This is a genomic window from Yoonia sp., assembly GCF_036007805.1.
Lineage (GTDB): Bacteria > Pseudomonadota > Alphaproteobacteria > Rhodobacterales > Rhodobacteraceae > Yoonia.
This window is the reverse complement of the sequence record NZ_DASYOK010000307.1, coordinates 1-15,820: the sequence shown is the minus strand read 5'-3', so window position 1 is coordinate 15,820 and position 15,820 is coordinate 1. Positions and strand designations below refer to the sequence as shown.

The 15,820-nt window shown below is 57.9% G+C and carries 19 protein-coding genes and 1 pseudogene; 10 read left to right on the top strand and 10 right to left on the bottom strand.

The window, feature by feature from the left end:
- Window positions 1-43 precede the first annotated feature (43 nt).
- Complete coding sequence (locus tag VGP75_RS16155; RefSeq protein ID WP_327544641.1) at window positions 44-970, top strand: ribokinase; 927 nt, start codon at window positions 44-46, stop codon at window positions 968-970.
- Between the two features lie 31 nt (window positions 971-1,001).
- Here the strand turns inward: VGP75_RS16155 and VGP75_RS16150 are convergent.
- Window positions 1,002-1,229: pseudogene (locus VGP75_RS16150) on the bottom strand (IS5/IS1182 family transposase); the annotation flags it as partial.
- A 242-nt stretch (window positions 1,230-1,471) separates the two neighbouring features.
- Between VGP75_RS16150 and VGP75_RS16145 the strand changes: the two are divergent.
- From VGP75_RS16145 to VGP75_RS20710, 3 genes are all read left to right on the top strand, one after another.
- Window positions 1,472-1,798 (top strand): hypothetical protein, encoded by a 327-nt coding sequence (locus VGP75_RS16145; RefSeq protein WP_327544640.1) that lies wholly within the window; start codon window positions 1,472-1,474, stop codon window positions 1,796-1,798.
- The gene (locus tag VGP75_RS20655) at window positions 1,744-2,124 is read left to right on the top strand and encodes a WYL domain-containing protein (RefSeq protein ID WP_526025519.1); all 381 of its coding nucleotides are present in this window, start codon (window positions 1,744-1,746) and stop codon (window positions 2,122-2,124) included. Before VGP75_RS16145 ends, VGP75_RS20655 begins: the two co-directional genes overlap by 55 nt.
- A gap of 63 nt (window positions 2,125-2,187) precedes the next feature.
- Window positions 2,188-2,298 carry a WCX domain-containing protein gene (locus VGP75_RS20710; protein WP_526025517.1) on the top strand — a complete coding sequence of 37 codons (111 nt, stop codon included), beginning with the start codon at window positions 2,188-2,190 and terminating at the stop codon, window positions 2,296-2,298.
- A 265-nt stretch (window positions 2,299-2,563) separates the two neighbouring features.
- Here the strand turns inward: VGP75_RS20710 and VGP75_RS16135 are convergent, their stop codons facing one another.
- From VGP75_RS16135 to VGP75_RS16110, 6 genes are all read right to left on the bottom strand, one after another.
- Window positions 2,564-3,016: a phosphatase domain-containing protein gene (locus tag VGP75_RS16135; protein ID WP_327544638.1), complete on the bottom strand. Its 453-nt coding sequence runs from the start codon at window positions 3,014-3,016 to the stop codon at window positions 2,564-2,566.
- A gap of 62 nt (window positions 3,017-3,078) precedes the next feature.
- Complete coding sequence (gene phnE / locus VGP75_RS16130) at window positions 3,079-3,927, bottom strand: phosphonate ABC transporter, permease protein PhnE (protein ID WP_327544637.1); 849 nt, start codon at window positions 3,925-3,927, stop codon at window positions 3,079-3,081.
- Window positions 3,924-4,796: a phosphonate ABC transporter, permease protein PhnE gene (phnE, locus tag VGP75_RS16125; RefSeq protein WP_327544636.1), complete on the bottom strand. Its 873-nt coding sequence runs from the start codon at window positions 4,794-4,796 to the stop codon at window positions 3,924-3,926. Before phnE (VGP75_RS16125) ends, phnE (VGP75_RS16130) begins: the two co-directional genes overlap by 4 nt.
- Window positions 4,789-5,583 (bottom strand): phosphonate ABC transporter ATP-binding protein, encoded by a 795-nt coding sequence (gene phnC / locus VGP75_RS16120; RefSeq protein WP_327544635.1) that lies wholly within the window; start codon window positions 5,581-5,583, stop codon window positions 4,789-4,791. The genes phnE (VGP75_RS16125) and phnC overlap by 8 nt, the downstream gene beginning before the upstream one ends.
- A gap of 63 nt (window positions 5,584-5,646) precedes the next feature.
- The gene (gene phnD, locus VGP75_RS16115) at window positions 5,647-6,543 is read right to left on the bottom strand and encodes a phosphate/phosphite/phosphonate ABC transporter substrate-binding protein (RefSeq protein WP_327544634.1); all 897 of its coding nucleotides are present in this window, start codon (window positions 6,541-6,543) and stop codon (window positions 5,647-5,649) included.
- Window positions 6,544-6,704: 161 nt separating this feature from the next.
- Complete coding sequence (locus VGP75_RS16110) at window positions 6,705-7,238, bottom strand: protein-tyrosine phosphatase family protein (RefSeq protein WP_327544633.1); 534 nt, start codon at window positions 7,236-7,238, stop codon at window positions 6,705-6,707.
- A 78-nt stretch (window positions 7,239-7,316) separates the two neighbouring features.
- On the opposite strand from VGP75_RS16110, the gene VGP75_RS16105 reads away from it, so the two are divergent.
- From VGP75_RS16105 to VGP75_RS16085, 5 genes are all read left to right on the top strand, one after another.
- Window positions 7,317-7,982 carry a GntR family transcriptional regulator gene (locus VGP75_RS16105; protein ID WP_327544632.1) on the top strand — a complete coding sequence of 222 codons (666 nt, stop codon included), beginning with the start codon at window positions 7,317-7,319 and terminating at the stop codon, window positions 7,980-7,982.
- An 852-nt stretch (window positions 7,983-8,834) separates the two neighbouring features.
- The gene (gene tnpA / locus VGP75_RS16100) at window positions 8,835-9,296 is read left to right on the top strand and encodes an IS66-like element accessory protein TnpA (RefSeq protein WP_327544631.1); all 462 of its coding nucleotides are present in this window, start codon (window positions 8,835-8,837) and stop codon (window positions 9,294-9,296) included.
- On the top strand, window positions 9,293-9,646 hold the full coding sequence (gene tnpB, locus VGP75_RS16095) for an IS66 family insertion sequence element accessory protein TnpB (protein WP_327544630.1): 354 nt from the start codon (window positions 9,293-9,295) through the stop codon (window positions 9,644-9,646). Before tnpA ends, tnpB begins: the two co-directional genes overlap by 4 nt.
- A gap of 64 nt (window positions 9,647-9,710) precedes the next feature.
- Window positions 9,711-11,360, top strand: a complete 1,650-nt coding sequence (tnpC, locus tag VGP75_RS16090; protein WP_327544629.1) for an IS66 family transposase — start codon at window positions 9,711-9,713, stop codon at window positions 11,358-11,360.
- Window positions 11,361-11,553: 193 nt separating this feature from the next.
- Window positions 11,554-12,276 (top strand): hypothetical protein, encoded by a 723-nt coding sequence (locus tag VGP75_RS16085; protein ID WP_327544651.1) that lies wholly within the window; start codon window positions 11,554-11,556, stop codon window positions 12,274-12,276.
- A gap of 51 nt (window positions 12,277-12,327) precedes the next feature.
- Here the strand turns inward: VGP75_RS16085 and VGP75_RS16080 are convergent, their stop codons facing one another.
- Both VGP75_RS16080 and VGP75_RS16075 read right to left on the bottom strand, forming a co-directional pair.
- Window positions 12,328-13,248: a nucleotidyl transferase AbiEii/AbiGii toxin family protein gene (locus VGP75_RS16080; protein WP_327544628.1), complete on the bottom strand. Its 921-nt coding sequence runs from the start codon at window positions 13,246-13,248 to the stop codon at window positions 12,328-12,330.
- Between the two features lie 94 nt (window positions 13,249-13,342).
- Window positions 13,343-13,936, bottom strand: coding sequence for a DUF6088 family protein (locus tag VGP75_RS16075; protein WP_327544627.1), 594 nt, complete (start codon window positions 13,934-13,936; stop codon window positions 13,343-13,345).
- A gap of 108 nt (window positions 13,937-14,044) precedes the next feature.
- Here VGP75_RS16075 and sbcB point away from each other — a divergent pair, with 108 nt between their 5' ends.
- Complete coding sequence (sbcB, locus tag VGP75_RS16070) at window positions 14,045-15,424, top strand: exodeoxyribonuclease I (protein WP_327544626.1); 1,380 nt, start codon at window positions 14,045-14,047, stop codon at window positions 15,422-15,424.
- A gap of 82 nt (window positions 15,425-15,506) precedes the next feature.
- Here sbcB and VGP75_RS16065 read toward each other — a convergent pair.
- Window positions 15,507-15,820, bottom strand: a 314-nt coding sequence (locus VGP75_RS16065; protein ID WP_327544625.1) for a hypothetical protein, incomplete at its 5' end; no start/stop codon positions are given.

The following is a 15,820-nucleotide window of genomic DNA, read 5'->3' as shown; positions in this document are numbered from 1 at the left end:
TCCATACCCCCAAACGGCAAACTAACTAACGGACGCGCCTTAAATGCTTACGATATTCGGCTCTATCAACATTGATCAGGTTATTCGGGTGACGTCGATCCCGGCACCGGGCGAGACGGTCATCGGTGAGCGGGTGATGAATGCGGATGGCGGCAAAGGGGCCAACCAAGCGGTTGCAGCGGCCCGCGTCGGTGCGGGAGAAATTTCTGTCACGATGGTTGGTGCTGTTGGCGATGACGCCCATGGAGACGCGGCATTTGAGAACTTCGCGACCAACGGGGTTGTCTCTGAACTGATGCGATCTGCTGATTGTGCGACGGGCACCGCCTTTATCACGCTGAGCGATGAGGGGGAGAATGCCATCACCGTTATTCCAGGTGCCAACTCCTGCCTGTCTCACATCCATCTGTCCGCGGAGACCATGGCGCGCACATCGGTGTTGTTGTGCCAGGGCGAGGTCCCTTTCGAAGAGTCCGTCCGTGCCATGGCCGCGCTCCGGGAAGCGCGCGAAGATGCAACGATACTGCTTAATCTGGCGCCAGTGCCAACGTCTTGCGGAGTTCAAATCATCAAGGATGCGCTGAACATCTGCGACATTCTGATTGTTAATGAGTTAGAAGCTGAAGCAGTTGTCCACCTGCTTGAAGCAGGTGGTCTGGCGGATCTTCCTGTCCTCGCGCGCGAACACGGCTGCTCTGTTGTTATCACTCAAGGTCCGCAGGGCGCTGAACTCATCCGACCTTCCGGCGAATGCGCACATACACCAAGCCCCAGGATCGATCCGGTCGATACCACTGGTGCCGGCGACACCTTCTGCGGCGTATTCGCCATCCTATTGGCAGAAGGGTGGGACACCTTGGCCGCAATAACTACAGCTTGCGAAGCTGCTGCAAAGGCCTGCGGCGCTATTGGGGCCCAGGCGGCAATGCCACACCGTACGCAGTTATTTAAAGATCATAATCCCTCATGAAGCCCACACTCTCGTATTTTCGCCTGCCGATGTTCTCGGCATCCCATTCGAAGTCGGTGCGAGCCCAAGTGCCGTCGGTGCGACTGGCTTCATCCAGCACCGGAATGTGCGGATTGATTTTGCGATCCACGAGCCAGCCAAGCATTGGCGCTGATCCATAGGTACTGTCTGCAATCAAGCGTTTGGGGTCCAGGTCATCCCTGTCCTTGATCCGGTCCAACATGGTGCCCACCGATCCGACTTCGGTCTGGCGGATGGATCAGCTTCGTGGATAGTGTAGAGCACACCTTGCGGTAAACTCATCAGCAGCGTCCTTTTGCAGGTTTCGTGGCAATCCGAGCAGGCCTCTCCAGCGGTAATTTTCCGATTCAATCTGAGGCTTGCTGACTCCTTACAGACACATCACCGATTACGATTCGGCCGCGACGATTCATCGTCAACTGCCTATGGGGTCAGTCTCATACCCCTTCTTTCGACCCTAGCAATCTGAGACCATTCCCCATGTCTTTCGTCAAAGCAGAACAGCTCTACCGGATGGCTGAAATGGCCAATGCGCGTCGGCGAGGTATCTCCTTGCGGCTCATCATGGAAGAATTTCAGGTTGAGGAGCGCACAGCACGCTGGATGCTGCGCAAGTTTGAGGATCTGTTCGGCGGTATCGACACTTGGGACGATAATGACCGTCGTCGGTGGTGGTTGTTGCGCGATGTGCCTTACAAGAACTGCTGCTGCTGGCAAACGGCTTTGCCTCACGGCCTGGGCCAAGCCGAAAGGTGTCTGAGGACTATCTTAATCTTCTGTTCACTCCGCTTCGTAGACCCACGCTAGTCGAGATTTTGTATCAAGGCGCGCGTGATCTGGCACCCTGCAAGCGTCTGGTCGCGCCTCATGCTGTGATTGTTGGCACGTGGCATTACCTCATCGCTCGCAAAGCTGATGGCGACCGGGAATACCGGCAGTTTCGCTTTGACCGTATCTTCGAGATGCACGCCACCGTTCAGCCCTTTGAGCGTAACCCGGATTTTGATGTCGAACGCTACAGTGCGCAAGCTCTTGGGTCGGTCTTTTCTGACGCAGAGCATGGACCGGTCCGCTGGCGCTTCGCGCCGAGCGCTGCAGCAACTGCGCGCGTGTTTATGTTCCATCCGGGCTAGGAGCTGGCCGATCTGGAGGATGGCAGCCTCCTGGTCGAATTCACGGCTGGCGGCTGGTTGGAAATGGCCTGGCATTTGATTAAATGGGGTAAGGCGGTCGAGGTTCTGCATCCGCCAGAGCTGAAGGAAATGCTGGAACGGGTCAGGCGCGGCGAGATGGATATCCTGCCGTGATGGTTGGAGAAGACATGAAGCTGCTTCATAGCACTGTAAGGCTGCATTCGCCGCATCCCGCAAAGCGGCCAGTCGATATACCGACCTTGACCAGAGGCAGTGTGTAGATTGTGGAGCCTACACAGTTCTAAATCTTGGTTTTTCCGGTCAAACACAACCGGACATTTGGTGGCCTTCATGGTCTTTGATTGTCAGAGCACCTCTTCTCTGAATTCGACATAATTGCCGGCCGCAGAGTGGATTGGACCCAGCTTCGATAGAAGCTCTAGCTGTCTGTCTCTGGAATGATATCGAGTAAACTGAGTGGATAGTTGCAAAATTCATTTTGCTGTGGCGTCTCAGGGCTTGATCCTGCGGACTTAACCAGCGTCTGGGCACTTTGGGGGTCCACGCCCAACGCCATGAGTAAATGCCGTGCGACTAGGCCGGTACGCCCAACCCCAGCCGCGCAGTGGACAATCAGCCGCTCCCCTTGGCGCAGGGAGACACATAATTCTTGGACAAAGTGTCCAAAGGCGCCAACATTCTCCGGGAGACCGAAATCAGGAATGGGGTGGAACAGTATTCTGAGGGAAAGCGAACCAGATGCGATAGCCTGCGCATAGTCGGGCGATTTGGCCACGGTCTCTTTCTTGAGTGCAAGACAGACGACGCCAGTCGCCCCGACCGTTTGCGCCGCATCCATAAAATCTGCCAGCGGTGCGAAGCGTCCTGGCATTGACGTCAGCCAGATGCGCCCCTGCAGTTCCACGGGCAACGGGAGCGTGCGAAGAACTATGCTCATGGTGTTTGCCGGACGGCAGGGTCATTGATGATGCGCAAGCGGATCGTCTTGGACAAGGTGTCGAGAACCGCTACGGTTACCAGAATGACAAGCATTACGAAGGCTGCTTCGTCCCAGTTGTTTACGCGTATGCGGTCAGACAATAGCATGCCAATACCGCCGGCGCCCACAATTCCAAGGATCGATGCACCGCGGACATTTGATTCGAAATAATAGAGTGCATGAGCCAGCATGACTGGGGCGACCTGCGGAAAGTAGCCAAGCCACGCTGTCTGGACGCGGCCTGCACCGGTAGCGCGGACACCGTCTACCTGTTCGCGCTCTGCGTTCTCGATCGCTTCGGCATAGAGTTTTGAGAGGGATCCTATGTCCGCCGCGGCAAGCGCAAGCATTCCCGCAAAGGGCCCGAGCCCAACGACCGAGATGAAAAACAATGCCCAGATGAGGGAATCAACGGCCCGTCCAGCATCGAAAATCCTACGCAGCGAAAAGTGCAGCAACACGTTCGAAACCACGTTGCGTGCCCCCATGAATCCCAATGGAAGTGAGATCAGTCCTGACAATAATGTCGCGAACAGCGCCATGGCGACTGTCTCGAGCATGGCGTACAGAACCTCGCCCGGATATCCCCCGTGTGTCGGTGGAAGCATGAAGGACAAGAGAAACCCGAGACGGTCGAGCCCGGACCAGAGTTGCGTAAAAGTCAGCTCTAGATACCAGACGGCGAAGGCGCTGACCCCTACCACCAGAGCAAGACCGCCCCAAAGCTGGACCAGTCGGCGCGTGCTGGTACGAAATGCGCCAGGCAGCCGCGCGCGGGCATTGGCGATTTCTGCGCGGTTCATTGGGCCGCCCCGATCACGGCGTAACGCAATCTTTCGCAAATTATGTCTATGGTTGCGACGACCACGATCAGCATAAGCACGATTGCGCTGATGTCGGTGAAGATGAATTGTCGAATGACATAAAACAGTTCCTGTCCGATGCCGCCTGCACCAACAAAACCAATGATTGCCGCAGAGCGCACGTTGATTTCAAAGCGCAGCAGTGTGTAACTCAGGAACATCGGCAGCACCTGCGGAAATACGGCATGCGCCATGGTCTGAGCCCAGCCCGCTCCAGTGGCCCTCACGCCGTCGAGTGAGGCAGTGTCGACGTTTTCGCACACTTCGGAATAAAGCTTTCCCAGGGCGCCCGCGGAATGGACCGCGATGGCAAGGATGCCCGCCAGCGGCCCGAGGCCAAAGGCAAAGACGAAAATCAGCGCATAGACGATCTCTGGAACCGCCCGCCACAATTCGAACAGACGGCGGATCATGAAGTAGCTGGCAAAGGATGGGGCAAGGTTGCGGGCACCGATAAAACACAATGGTAGTGCTACAGCGCAACCCAGCAGCGTTGCGAGCCACCCCATCAAAATTGTTTGGAACAGCATGTCAGCCCAGCGGCCCGCGCCCCAGAACCAGTCTGCAAGATCGGTGCGCAGCGTGGCCAGCCCGACGGGCGGGATCGTGCGGTCGAGATAGTTCAGCAATCCTGCTGGTACGCGCAGCAAGCCTAAGGGATCAACCTCGGCAAGGATGCCCGACAGGATGACTGCAATGGTGAAGGGAATGCCCCAAAGGGCCGTGCGCCACCAGAATGCGCGATGTGCCAGCCGAGCCCGCAGGCTGTAGTCACGAAAGGCAGGGGTCTGAACGGATAAATCAGTCATAGAGGGCCACTGTCTCTGTTGTTGTCTCGGATAAGGCGCCGGCTTCTGCGGCCTCGATCCCGTAGATTGCGCGCAAACGCGCTTCACTGAGCCCTTGGGGCGGACCATCATAGACGATCCGGCCGTGCAGCATGCCCACGATCCGAGTACAATATGCACGGGCGGTGTCCAGAGTATGAAGGTTGCAGATCACCGTGATGCCGTCCTCGCGGTTGATCCGCGACAGGGTGTCCATCACCATCGTCGCCGAACGCGGGTCGAGCGAGGCGATGGGTTCATCGGCGAGTATGATGCGCGGTTGTTGGACAAGCGCACGGGCGATGGCGACGCGTTGCTGCTGGCCGCCAGACAGGGTGTCCGTGCGCTGAAGCGCGAGATCGGCAATGTCGAGGCGGTCCAAGGTATTAATGGCAAGAGCCTTGTCCGCCAGCGGGTAGAGCCCGAACAGCGAAGGAACGAGCGCCGTGCTATTCAGACGTCCCATCAGAACGTTGCCCAATACGGTACGCCGCTTAACCAGACCAAATTGCTGGAAGATCATCGCGCAGGTGCGGCGCCAGCGCAGTAATGACTTGCCGCGCAAGCTCGTCACTTCGGCCCCCTCAAACAGGATCTGCCCCGAACTGGGCTCCTCCAGTCGGTTCAGCATCCGAAGCAGGGTTGACTTTCCCGCGCCTGACCGCCCGATGATGCCCAGCATTTCACCATTGGCGACGCGCAGCGACACTTCATTGACCGCTGGGGCGTCCTTGCCGAACGTCTTTGTCAGGTTCTTGATTTCCAGCATCAAAATGCGCCTTAAAGGAAGGCGCGCCGGCCCCAGGGCCGACGCGCGGTTTCGTGTGAGAATTCAGTTCCCGCGGCGTAGCTCTTCGCCCAGGCGACGCATCTCGATGATGCCCACGTAATCTTCGTGGCTGATTTCGCGCATTCCTGCGGAGGTACCGTCGGTCATACCGTCGAAGGCTTCCCGGTTTGCAGTCGGCAAGTCGATCAGCGCGGCCTGTACCGCCTCTATCATCTCAGGGGGAAGGTCGGCGCGTGTACCAATCACAACATCGGGAATGATGTCAGAGTACCAGATTACACGAGTAGCATCGGCTGGGACGATGCCCTGGTTCACCATCCGTGTTGTCACCGACCGGTCTGGAGAAGTTTCCCAGGAGGCTGCAGCATCATACGTGCCGTTCATTAGGGCAATGATGCTGTTGTTGTTTCCGCCGGAGAAACCAGTTTCGCTGAAATAGGTTTCCGGGTCGATCCCCATTTCACGGAAAGCGAAGTTGGGTACCAGGTAGCCGGAAGTCGAACCAGGATCTGAATATGCGAAGCTGCGTCCTTCCAGATCATCAAAGGACTGGATATCGCTATCGCTTTTTACGACAATGACACCGCGGTAACCCCAATTGCCTTCGCCGTCCAACAGCGAGACCATCGGTTCAAGATTGCCGCCGGTTACTTCGTGAGCGGTCGCGTAGCCGGAGGCACCCAAATAGAACATCTCGATTTGGCCGGAAAGCAGCGCTTCAACCACTCCGGCTACATCCGCCGTGACGCGTATATCGACGTCTACGCCAAGCGTCTCGGACATATGCTCGGTGACCGGGCTGTAGCGCGCGCGGCGCTCCTCTTCACTTTCAGAAGCAGACATACCCCAGCGGATCGTGGGATGATCGGTCCGCCAGTCTGCAAGTGCCGGACCTGCGGTGACGGTTGCAATTAGTACAGCGAGTACGGAACGTCGCATAGGTGTTTCTCCTTTGAGTGTTGCTTCGGGCCGACACTGGGGCGCGACCGTTGTGCATTCGATTCGATTACGTGAAGCCTGTGTACAGGTACACCGTTACAGTTTCGTGACGGCCCACCGGCATCTTGCGCATACGTGCTGTCGTCTGCACGGAGGAACGATCAAACCCGTTGTCGCAACCAACTGTCCTGCTGAGGACTTTCTATCGCGGGGCTGAAGCCTGCCTTAACCCGGGCGATCGCGGCGCGCATGTCCAGCCCGTTCTCGGCCAGCAGCAACGCCGCAACAGTGCCGCTTCTACCTGCCCCAAAAAGGCAGGACAGCGCCACGGTCTCTCCGTGAAACAGACGCGCCAACAATTCGGGGCGTAGTCTGGTCCATTTTTTCATGAAAACCGCATCAGGAGGGGCAAAATCGCAGATCGGCATGTGGTCGGCAACAAGACCGGTGGCTTTTGTTGCGTCGCGCCAGAGGCCTATCGTGCCCGAAGGAAGGTCACGCTCCTCGCAAAGCCCGAAAATGCGCGTAGTCCGCAGTTCCCTCAGCCCTTTTAATAGATCGGATGTGTCTTCCGGATCGATCCATGGACCGCCGGACGGATCCTCGCGCAGACCAGGCCAGGCAGTCAGCGCGATGTGACCGGCTCCGGCCGGGAGCAAGCAACGCAATCCAAGGTCCCGCAAACTCTCAAACATCGTGTCCCGGTCTCATTCTTGTGGAGCGCGTGGCAAGGTACTATACATGTGTACATGTACGCCAAAGGATCATGCAAGATGCGCTCATCTGACGTTGCCAATAGTTACAGTGAACCCTCACGCTTTCATGACATTGCTCGGGAGTTACGATCACGAATTTGCCTGCTAGACCCTGCGAAGCAGCATGTACTTTACGAAAACGGTTTAGCAGAGGAGTTCGGCGTCAGCCGCACACCGATCCGCCAAGCATTGCAACGCCTTGCCTACGAGCATCTGATCGAGACTCATACCGGCGTGGGAAACGTCGTACCAGCCTTAGACGTAGCAGAACGTCCATGTGATTTCGCAGTCCTCAGTGGATTGCTCAGTGTTGCCGCCAACACGGCGAAAAAAGATCTTTCGGTCGCTCTGCGGATCGAAATCGCAGGGATGGGGATAATTTTGGGTGACACGGAAGCCAGAAGTCTGGACACAAATGAGCTTCTGGCAGTGCATTCAAGGCTTGCGGACAGCGTAGGGGCAATGGTGGGGAATCGTATTCTGGCTCAAGCAATTTTTGCAATCCACTGGCGGGTTCTGCGCTGGATCTGTCAGGCAAGTCCTCAGGTACACATGTTCCACACCAAGGCTCTGACGACCTTAATCGAGGCACTTTCAACCGCCAAAACCGCGCCTGCTGCGCTTGGTCTTCTTGCCGGGTTTTATGCGAAAGCGGAGGATCTAATAACTTCTTCTGTGGAGTAACGTTTAAAAATGGGCCCAAGCAGAAATCCAAAATTGAGAAAGCTGTCATGTTTTTCCCTTTTGGTTGATCGATGACAGTCAGGATTGGGATTATCATTTCTAATCTTTGACATATCTGAGTGGCAGTCACGGAGAATGCCGTCTCATAGGGCCAACGACTGCAGAGGGGCGTTTGCGATCAAGATTTGGCAGTATGAGGACTGGGGCTACATCAACGCCACATCAACCCGCGAATGCGGGTTTCGCCCTGGCTTTGCGGCTGAATGTCGGCGAATGCGCACGAATGCGGGGTGAGAAAATCCGTAGTATCAAAGGCTTATTGGCTAAGCGCCTGTTTTTGCTAACTTATTGGAATCGTTTAATTATAGGCTCATAACCTGAAGGTCGTAGGTTCAAATCCTACTCCCGCAACCAAATAACCACAATAAATCAAACGCTTAGAACCTGACATAATCAGCCGGGCTTTATGCGTTTAATCCATGTCAACGCCATGTCAACGTTTGGCGAGTCGCACACCCAGAAAAGCCGTAATCAGTGATAATCAGTTGCTTTCAGTGACGGCAGGTGACAATCGCGAATACTGAAACGGATTGGCTTGGCCTGCTGATGGCGGTAATCGTGACAACTTGCGTAACAGAACTAGGTGCCAGCTTGTGCGTCCATTGCCGCCCGCAGCTTAAAATCCGCAAATTCTGCGGAGAATAGATCAGATAATCTCCGCGCAGCACGCCTTGTGCATTCAGGCTTATTATTCGGCACGCCGTAAGCGGCGGCCACGCCCCATTGGATTGATGAGTTCCTGACGCCCGCCGCGCCTGCGAGAAGGTCTGCTTGAGCAGATGGAGGTTGCGCATGGCGGACGGTGGCGGTGGTTTTATGGGGCGGTGTGAGGTTGTCGAACCGCGGCGGCGAGGCAAGCGGCGGTGGCCTGCTGAGCTCAAGGCTCGGATCGTTGCCGAAAGCCTTCAGCCGGGTGTGCGGGTCTGCGATGTGGCAGCGCGCTATGACATCCTGCCCCATCACCTGTCAGATTGGCGTCGGCATGCCCGACAGGGTCGGCTTGTTTTGCCGAGCGACCTGATGGACGCGCTGACCACATCGCCAAGTTCGGCGGTCACGGAACCTGCCTTTGTGCCGCTGTCCATTCTGCCCGACCCTGTGGATCCGCAAGGATCGGCTATGGTCGAGGTGTCTCAGAACGGCAGCGGCGTGATAACGATTGAGGTGGGACCCGATCTGCTGCTGCGCATTCCCAGCGATGTCGCGGTGGAACGCGCGGCGGCGCTGGTGCGCGCATTGCGTGGGGCGGCATGATTATCGCCGGCCAACGGCTGCCGATCCTGATCGCGACGAAGCCGGTCGACTTCAGGTGCGGGCATAACGCTCTGGCGCTGATCGTGCAGACCGAGCTGAAGCTCGATCCACATTCCGGGGTGACGGTGGTGTTCCGCTCGAAGCGCGGGGACAGGTTAAAGATCCTGGTGTGGGACGGCACCGGGATGGTGCTGATCTACAAGGTCCTGGAACAGGGTAGCTTTGCCTGGCCGAAGGTTCAGGATGGGGTCATGCGGCTGTCGCGCGCACAATTCGAGGCGCTGTTCGAAGGTCTCGATTGGCGGCGGGTGGTTGCCCAGAGGGTGGTGCCGCCGGCTGCGGCAGGATGACTCACCAGGTTGGTTTGGGGTTGGTTTTATTGGGCTTTCCGCCTTGGATCAGGTATAAATGCGCATGTCACAGCCCCTTGATCTCAGCCAGTTTCCAGACCTGCCGCCCGAGGTGGTGAAAGCCTTTGCAGCGGTTCAGTTCGAGCTCTCGGTCGAGCGCGCCGCACGCCAGCACGAACAGGCCGTGGTCGCCCAGAAAGAGACCTTCATCACCGAGCTCAAGGCGCTGATCGAGAAGCTGGAAGGTCAAGTTCAAGAGTATCGACGCACCAAGTTCGGGCCGAAATCCGAGAAGCTGGACCCTGCGCAGTTGGAGCTGGCGCTGGAAGATCTGGAAACCGCCATCGCCGAGACGCAGGCGCAAATCGCCGCCGTCGAGGACAGGATCGCGGCCAGCGAACCAGACCCAGAGAAGCGCAAGCCGCGCGCGCCCCGCAAGGCCCGGGCATTGCCCAAAAGCCTGCCGCGTGTCGAGCGCGTGGTCGAGCCCGACAGCATCCTGTGCCCCTGCGGCTGCGGCGACATGGTGCGGATCGGCGAGGACCGGAGCGAGCGGTTGGATTACATCCCTGCGCGCTATCAGGTCATTGTCACCGTGCGCCCCCGATATGCCTGCCCCAAGGGGCGCACCGGCGTGGTGCAGGCCAAAGCCCCCGCGCATCTGCTGGAGGGAAGCTGGCCGACCGAGGCGTTGCTGGCCCAGATTGCGGTGTCCAAGCATTCCGAGCACATGCCGCTGAACCGGCAGGCCGTGGTCATGGCCCGGCATGGGGTGCCGATCGACCGCTCGGTGCTGGCCGACTGGATGGGCAGAACCGGAGCCCTGATCGCCCCCGTGGTCGATCACATGGCCAAGCAGCTTCTGGCTGGCAGCACTCGACTTTACGTTGACGAAACCACCGCCCCAGTTCTGGATCCGGGGCGCGGCAAGACGAAAACTGGCTATCTCTGGGCGGTGTTGCGCGATGATCGCGGCTGGAACGGTCCTGCGCCACCCGGCGTGGTGTTCCATTACCGGCCTGGGCGAAAGGGCGAATACGCCGCCGAAATCCTTGATGGCTTCAACGGCACGATCCAGGTCGATGCCTATGGCGGCTATAGCCATCTGGCCACGCCGAAACGCACGAGCGGCGATCCGCTGCGGCTGGCCTTCTGCTGGGCGCATGGCCGGCGCAAGCTGATCGCGGCCAAGCCCAAGAAGGGATCTCCCATCGTCGAGGAGGCGCTGTTGCGCATCGCGGCCCTCTACAAGATCGAAGATGCCATCCGTGGCTCGGACCCGGATCATCGTCTGGCCGTCCGGCAGGACCTGTCGCGCCCGCTGGTCGATGAACTCTTTACCTGGTTGGCCGCCCAGGCTGCACGCGTGTCGCGCAAATCCGACCTCGGTGAGGCAATGGCCTATATGCTGCGCCGCCAGGACGGCTTCCGGCTCTTCCTCGAGGACGGGTGCGTCGACATTGACTCCAACCTCGTGGAGAACGCCATCCGCAGCCCGGCCATGAACCGCCGCAACGCGCTCTTCGCCGGCCACGACGAAGGTGGCCGCAACTGGGCCCGCTTTGCCAGCTTGATCGGCACATGCAAGATGAACGGCGTGGAACCCTACGTGTATATGCGCGATCTGTTCACGAAGCTGGCCCACGGCCATCTCGCCCGTGACATCGACGATCTGATGCCGTGGGCCTACGCCCAACAGGGCCGGGATGCATAGGGACCTCGTCTCGTAGTCCCTGACGAGCTACCGGCCGCACTCCGCGTGATCCCATTGCGACGCCGCGCAAGTGCAAAATCAATGGGGCGTGGCCGCCGCTTACGGCACGCCAGCGTGGACGCTAGGTGATCTCGTATGGGCTTACACACTCGGGCCTCTTGGCATCTTTGTGCCGCTCGTGCATCACTTTGGCATGATTGAATTCCGTACGCTCCCTGATGATCATCCAGATTTAATGCGTTCGCCGCTGCTGCGGGGCGCACTTTTGACGCTGAAATATGCCCAAGATCACGGATCGATCGGCCTCACCCAAACCAAGGCGTTTAAGCGCGTCTTCGTCCACTGGGCCGTAGAGCACTTCGATTGGCCGGGAAAAAGCGCCGAGGAAATGTTCCGCTACAACAAGGTCATCAACGAGTATGAATTCCCGCCTCTTGAGGTCCTGCACTTCCTGCTGATCTCATTGCGCCTCGGCCGGCACTACAAGGGGGCGTTTCGGTTGACGAAGAAAGGCGCAGAACTGGCACGATCGCCAGGGCGCTTGTTTGCCGAGTTGATCCCATACTTCGTGCTCCGCATCGATCACGCGTCCTATGCACGCTTTGACGATCGGCCGTTTGGCAAATGGGACGTCTGGATGAATGTCATCAACGTCGAGGCTGACCAAGGCACCACTGAGGCAGCTTTGTACCAGGCCTTCTATGGCGAGCCAGAGGATTGGCACACCGCGGGATGGCGGGCGATGGGCGCATTCTCATCATGTGTCTTGCGGCCGCTTGAGTGGGCGGGATTGTTGATGGAGACCCGAGACAACGCTCCGGGCAAACACGATTGTCACGTCTTCAAGACCCAGCTTTGGCGCAGCGCCCTCAAGCTCGATACCGATGAGATGCTGCAAACGATGCCCATTCAGTGATCAACGCAGGACAATGCCCGTATAGAAACTCTGTCGGCCTGAGGTGCAGGATCAGCGTTCAACGATGACCCGGTTTGCGTCGTTAGCGATAGCTGCGCAACGCGTGATAAGCTCTTCAAACGGTTCAGCATCTGTCAGGAGGAGACCATCCTCGAACATTTTGCGATAATCTTCTGCAAGAGCATCACGCGCCGATCCGGTCGGCACCAATTCCAAACCACCACTGACGGCCGCAAGGTAATCGATCGTATTTCCAGCAATGCCTTTTTCGGTGAAAAACATAGCCTTGTGGTTGGCTACTGCTTCCGCCAAGTTCTTGTCACTGATTGCCTTTTCGCCGATCCCAGCATCATAAAGGCGAACTAAGTCGTGCCAGTGTCTAGCGAAGCGGTCACCTCGCAAGCGTTGCTGCCGACAAAAGACGTGTATCGCAGTCGCCTTTTCCCAAAACGTTCGCTCAGCATGCATGACCCGCGGATTTGCGGTAGGAAAGACAAGTCCATCAATCACGCCATCAGCATCACAACTGATGACGCGAAGGCTAGCCGGTTCGCCAGTTGCGCGCGCTCCGAATTCCAACATCACAGAAGGCGCAACATACCCAGTGCCCAAGGAAGCTGCCTCATAATCGATAAACAGCTTGTCGCCCTCATGACGCAGTGTGGCGGGCAAGTTCATCTGCATGATTGCGCTTTGCAGTGCGGGTTGCAGCGTCGATGGTATCCATTCTTTCAAGCGCTGCCGTGCGGCCTTAGTCCAGCGTCTTTCTTCACCTCTTGATGTGGGGATAGCATCCTGGCTGTCGCCGACAAGATCGGGCGCGATTGCTCGGATGTCGTAAGTCAGGTCAACATCCTCAGAGAAGCGTTGGATGATGCCGTAGGCCTTCGACAGCGACGTGCCACCCTTGAACACGAGATGTTCACCTGCAGGCGAGTTGAAAAGCGTGTCCAGGGCCCAGACAACCCACACGTCCTTCTCGAGCAAGTGGGGAGGGCGGCCGAGGCTATCTGCAGCCACTCCGAGGGCTTCGCGTCTGTCATCTAGCGATAAAGTCAGGAAGGCCTCAGCCATGAGCGACACGACTGACAGTACTGGCAAGCCAGGTTGGAAACTGTGGTGCTGCTGCGACCAATTCGGAAAACGAGGCGCCTGGGATTTTACGCTTGAGCGTCTTCAGTGCGCCTTCGGCCTGTTCAGGGCCCAACCATGCTAGCGCACGGACAGCTTGGCCCGACGGCCGATTTGCAAGAGCAAGTTGCCAACGCGGAGCATGCCGCAGTTCGACCTCTTGCTTACCGATGGACAGCGTCCGGCTACGGCCAGACGTGAAATACACGGACCGTATAGGAACCTGGGTCGTCAGCCCTAGAGCGTTGGCCGCTGCTGCACCGCTGGGAACAATGACTTCCCCACGCTGAGCCGCCAACGCTTCAATGGCTTGATCAATCGAGGGAGCGCGCACGCCGAACCGTCCCTTCACGGGGCGCATGTAGATACCGCGGCCAGCACGAATAAGCTGACCGCGTTCGGTAAGGCGTTTCAGGGCCTGATCCACACCTGCACGACTGCCCAGGTGCAGAAGCCCTTTTGCAGCCAAGGCAGCCCCCTCAGGGAGCCGCTCGGCATGTGCCATGATTTGTTCGCTTAGATGTTGCATGCTGCCTCTCTTGTCAGAAATGTAAGCAATTTTCTGACAGTTTGCAACTGCCAACACTCTCGAGTGTGCTACGTGGCGTTCTCTCTTTGTCTCAGCTATGCTTCTGGTATGGATTTTGTCTTCTACGATCTTGAAACCACGGGGATCTCCCCCGAGTTTGACCAGCCGCTGCAGTTCGCCGCGATCTGGACGGATGAGAATTTCGTGGAAAAGGATCGGGTCAACATCCGCTGCCGGTTGGCGCCCCATATTTTGCCTTCACCGCAAGCGTTGGTTGTGACCCGGGTCACCCCTGATCAGTTGACTGACTCAAACCTGCCGTCGCTCTTTGAGTTTTCGCAGCAGGTGACCCAGTTCACCGAGCGATGGGCGCCCGCGATTTGGGTCGGCTACAACACGATGAAGTTCGACGAGGAGGTGCTGCGGCAGACCTTCTACCAGAACCTGTCGCCGAACATTTACGCCACGCAGTTCAATGGCAACACACGCTTTGACATCCTGCCTGCTGTCTATGCCGCTTATGCCCGACACCCGGATCTACTCGTCTGGCCGGCCGATGACACTGGCCGACGGAGCTTCAAGCTTGATCGGCTGGCGCCTGCAAATGGCTTCAATGCCCACAACGCGCATGATGCCCTGGGGGATGTTGAGGCGACCATCCACATCGCGCGTCTGATCGCAACGCGCAGCCCAGCGCTTTGGTCCGAGTTGATCGACAACGCCCACAAGGCACGCGTGCGGGCAAAGCTTGAGAGCTTCCAACCTTATGAGCTGGTCACACGCTTTGGCGGGGGTGAGCCGCGATCCTACGTGGGCTGTTTCTGTGGATACTCTCACGGCAACAGTGCGCAGGCCGGGTTTTTCGACCTGGATGCTGCGCACCCAGCCGATTTTCTCGAAGCCTCGGATGAAGCGATCTTCGCGGCAGTAGATGCCACGCCGAAGATCATTAGGGGCGTGTCCACAAATAAGGCCCCCGCGCTCCTCGAACACACAGCACCCAGCGCGGAGCATCTGCGCCGGGCGACGGTCATCGCCAACGCGCCTGAGTTTCGTCAGCGTGTATGTGCGGCAATGGCCGCTCGCTTCGTCGAAGATCCTGACGCCCCGCCCAAGCCGGTTGAGCGGCAAATCTATGGGGAATTCTACTCCAACGCCGACAAGCAGCTTTTGCAGGAGTTTCAGCATGCGACGTGGCCGCGACGCCAGGAAATCGTGGCGAGCCTTTCAGACGCTCGGCTGCGTCAGCTCGGTCGACGGTTGGTGGCGTTTTACAGCCCTGAGCTGCTGACAGCGGAAGAGATGGCGCTTTTCGAAGCATATCTCCGAGACAAGTGGTCAGCCCCAGACGCCCCTGAAACCGAGTGGATGACATTCGAAAAAGTAGAGGCTGCATTGGGTGACTTGCGTGCTGTCGGTGCTGCCGACCCTAGTGAGCTTGACGCGATTGCGTTATTTCTAAGGGCACGGTTCGAAGGTGTTGCGTAGGAACCCAAAAGCACACTTGCCTAATTTTAGGGCGCTTTAGGACACTTGGGTTGACCGGTGAAATTGGTCGATTGCAACGTTCTTATGCCGCATGTGCGGAATGTACGGTTGCGATCAGCCCAAAGCCAATACAGTTACGGTAAAGTTGCACTGGCAGCATCTGGCACGTTGGGCGGATTCCGGAAGTTCGCTGCACGTGAGACAAGCTATTCGCTTGATGCAGGAAGCGGACATTGGTTTTCCTGTTCTCAATTTGAAGCTGGTGCCATATTGGGTTGTCAGAGATGAAAAGCGATACCGTTTTCAGGCCGACGCGGCATCGCCGCTCTTGCCCCCACTCCGGCTGCGCATCCTCAAAGGGAAGCCCATTTTGAAGGCACCACGGCGGTGCTGTCC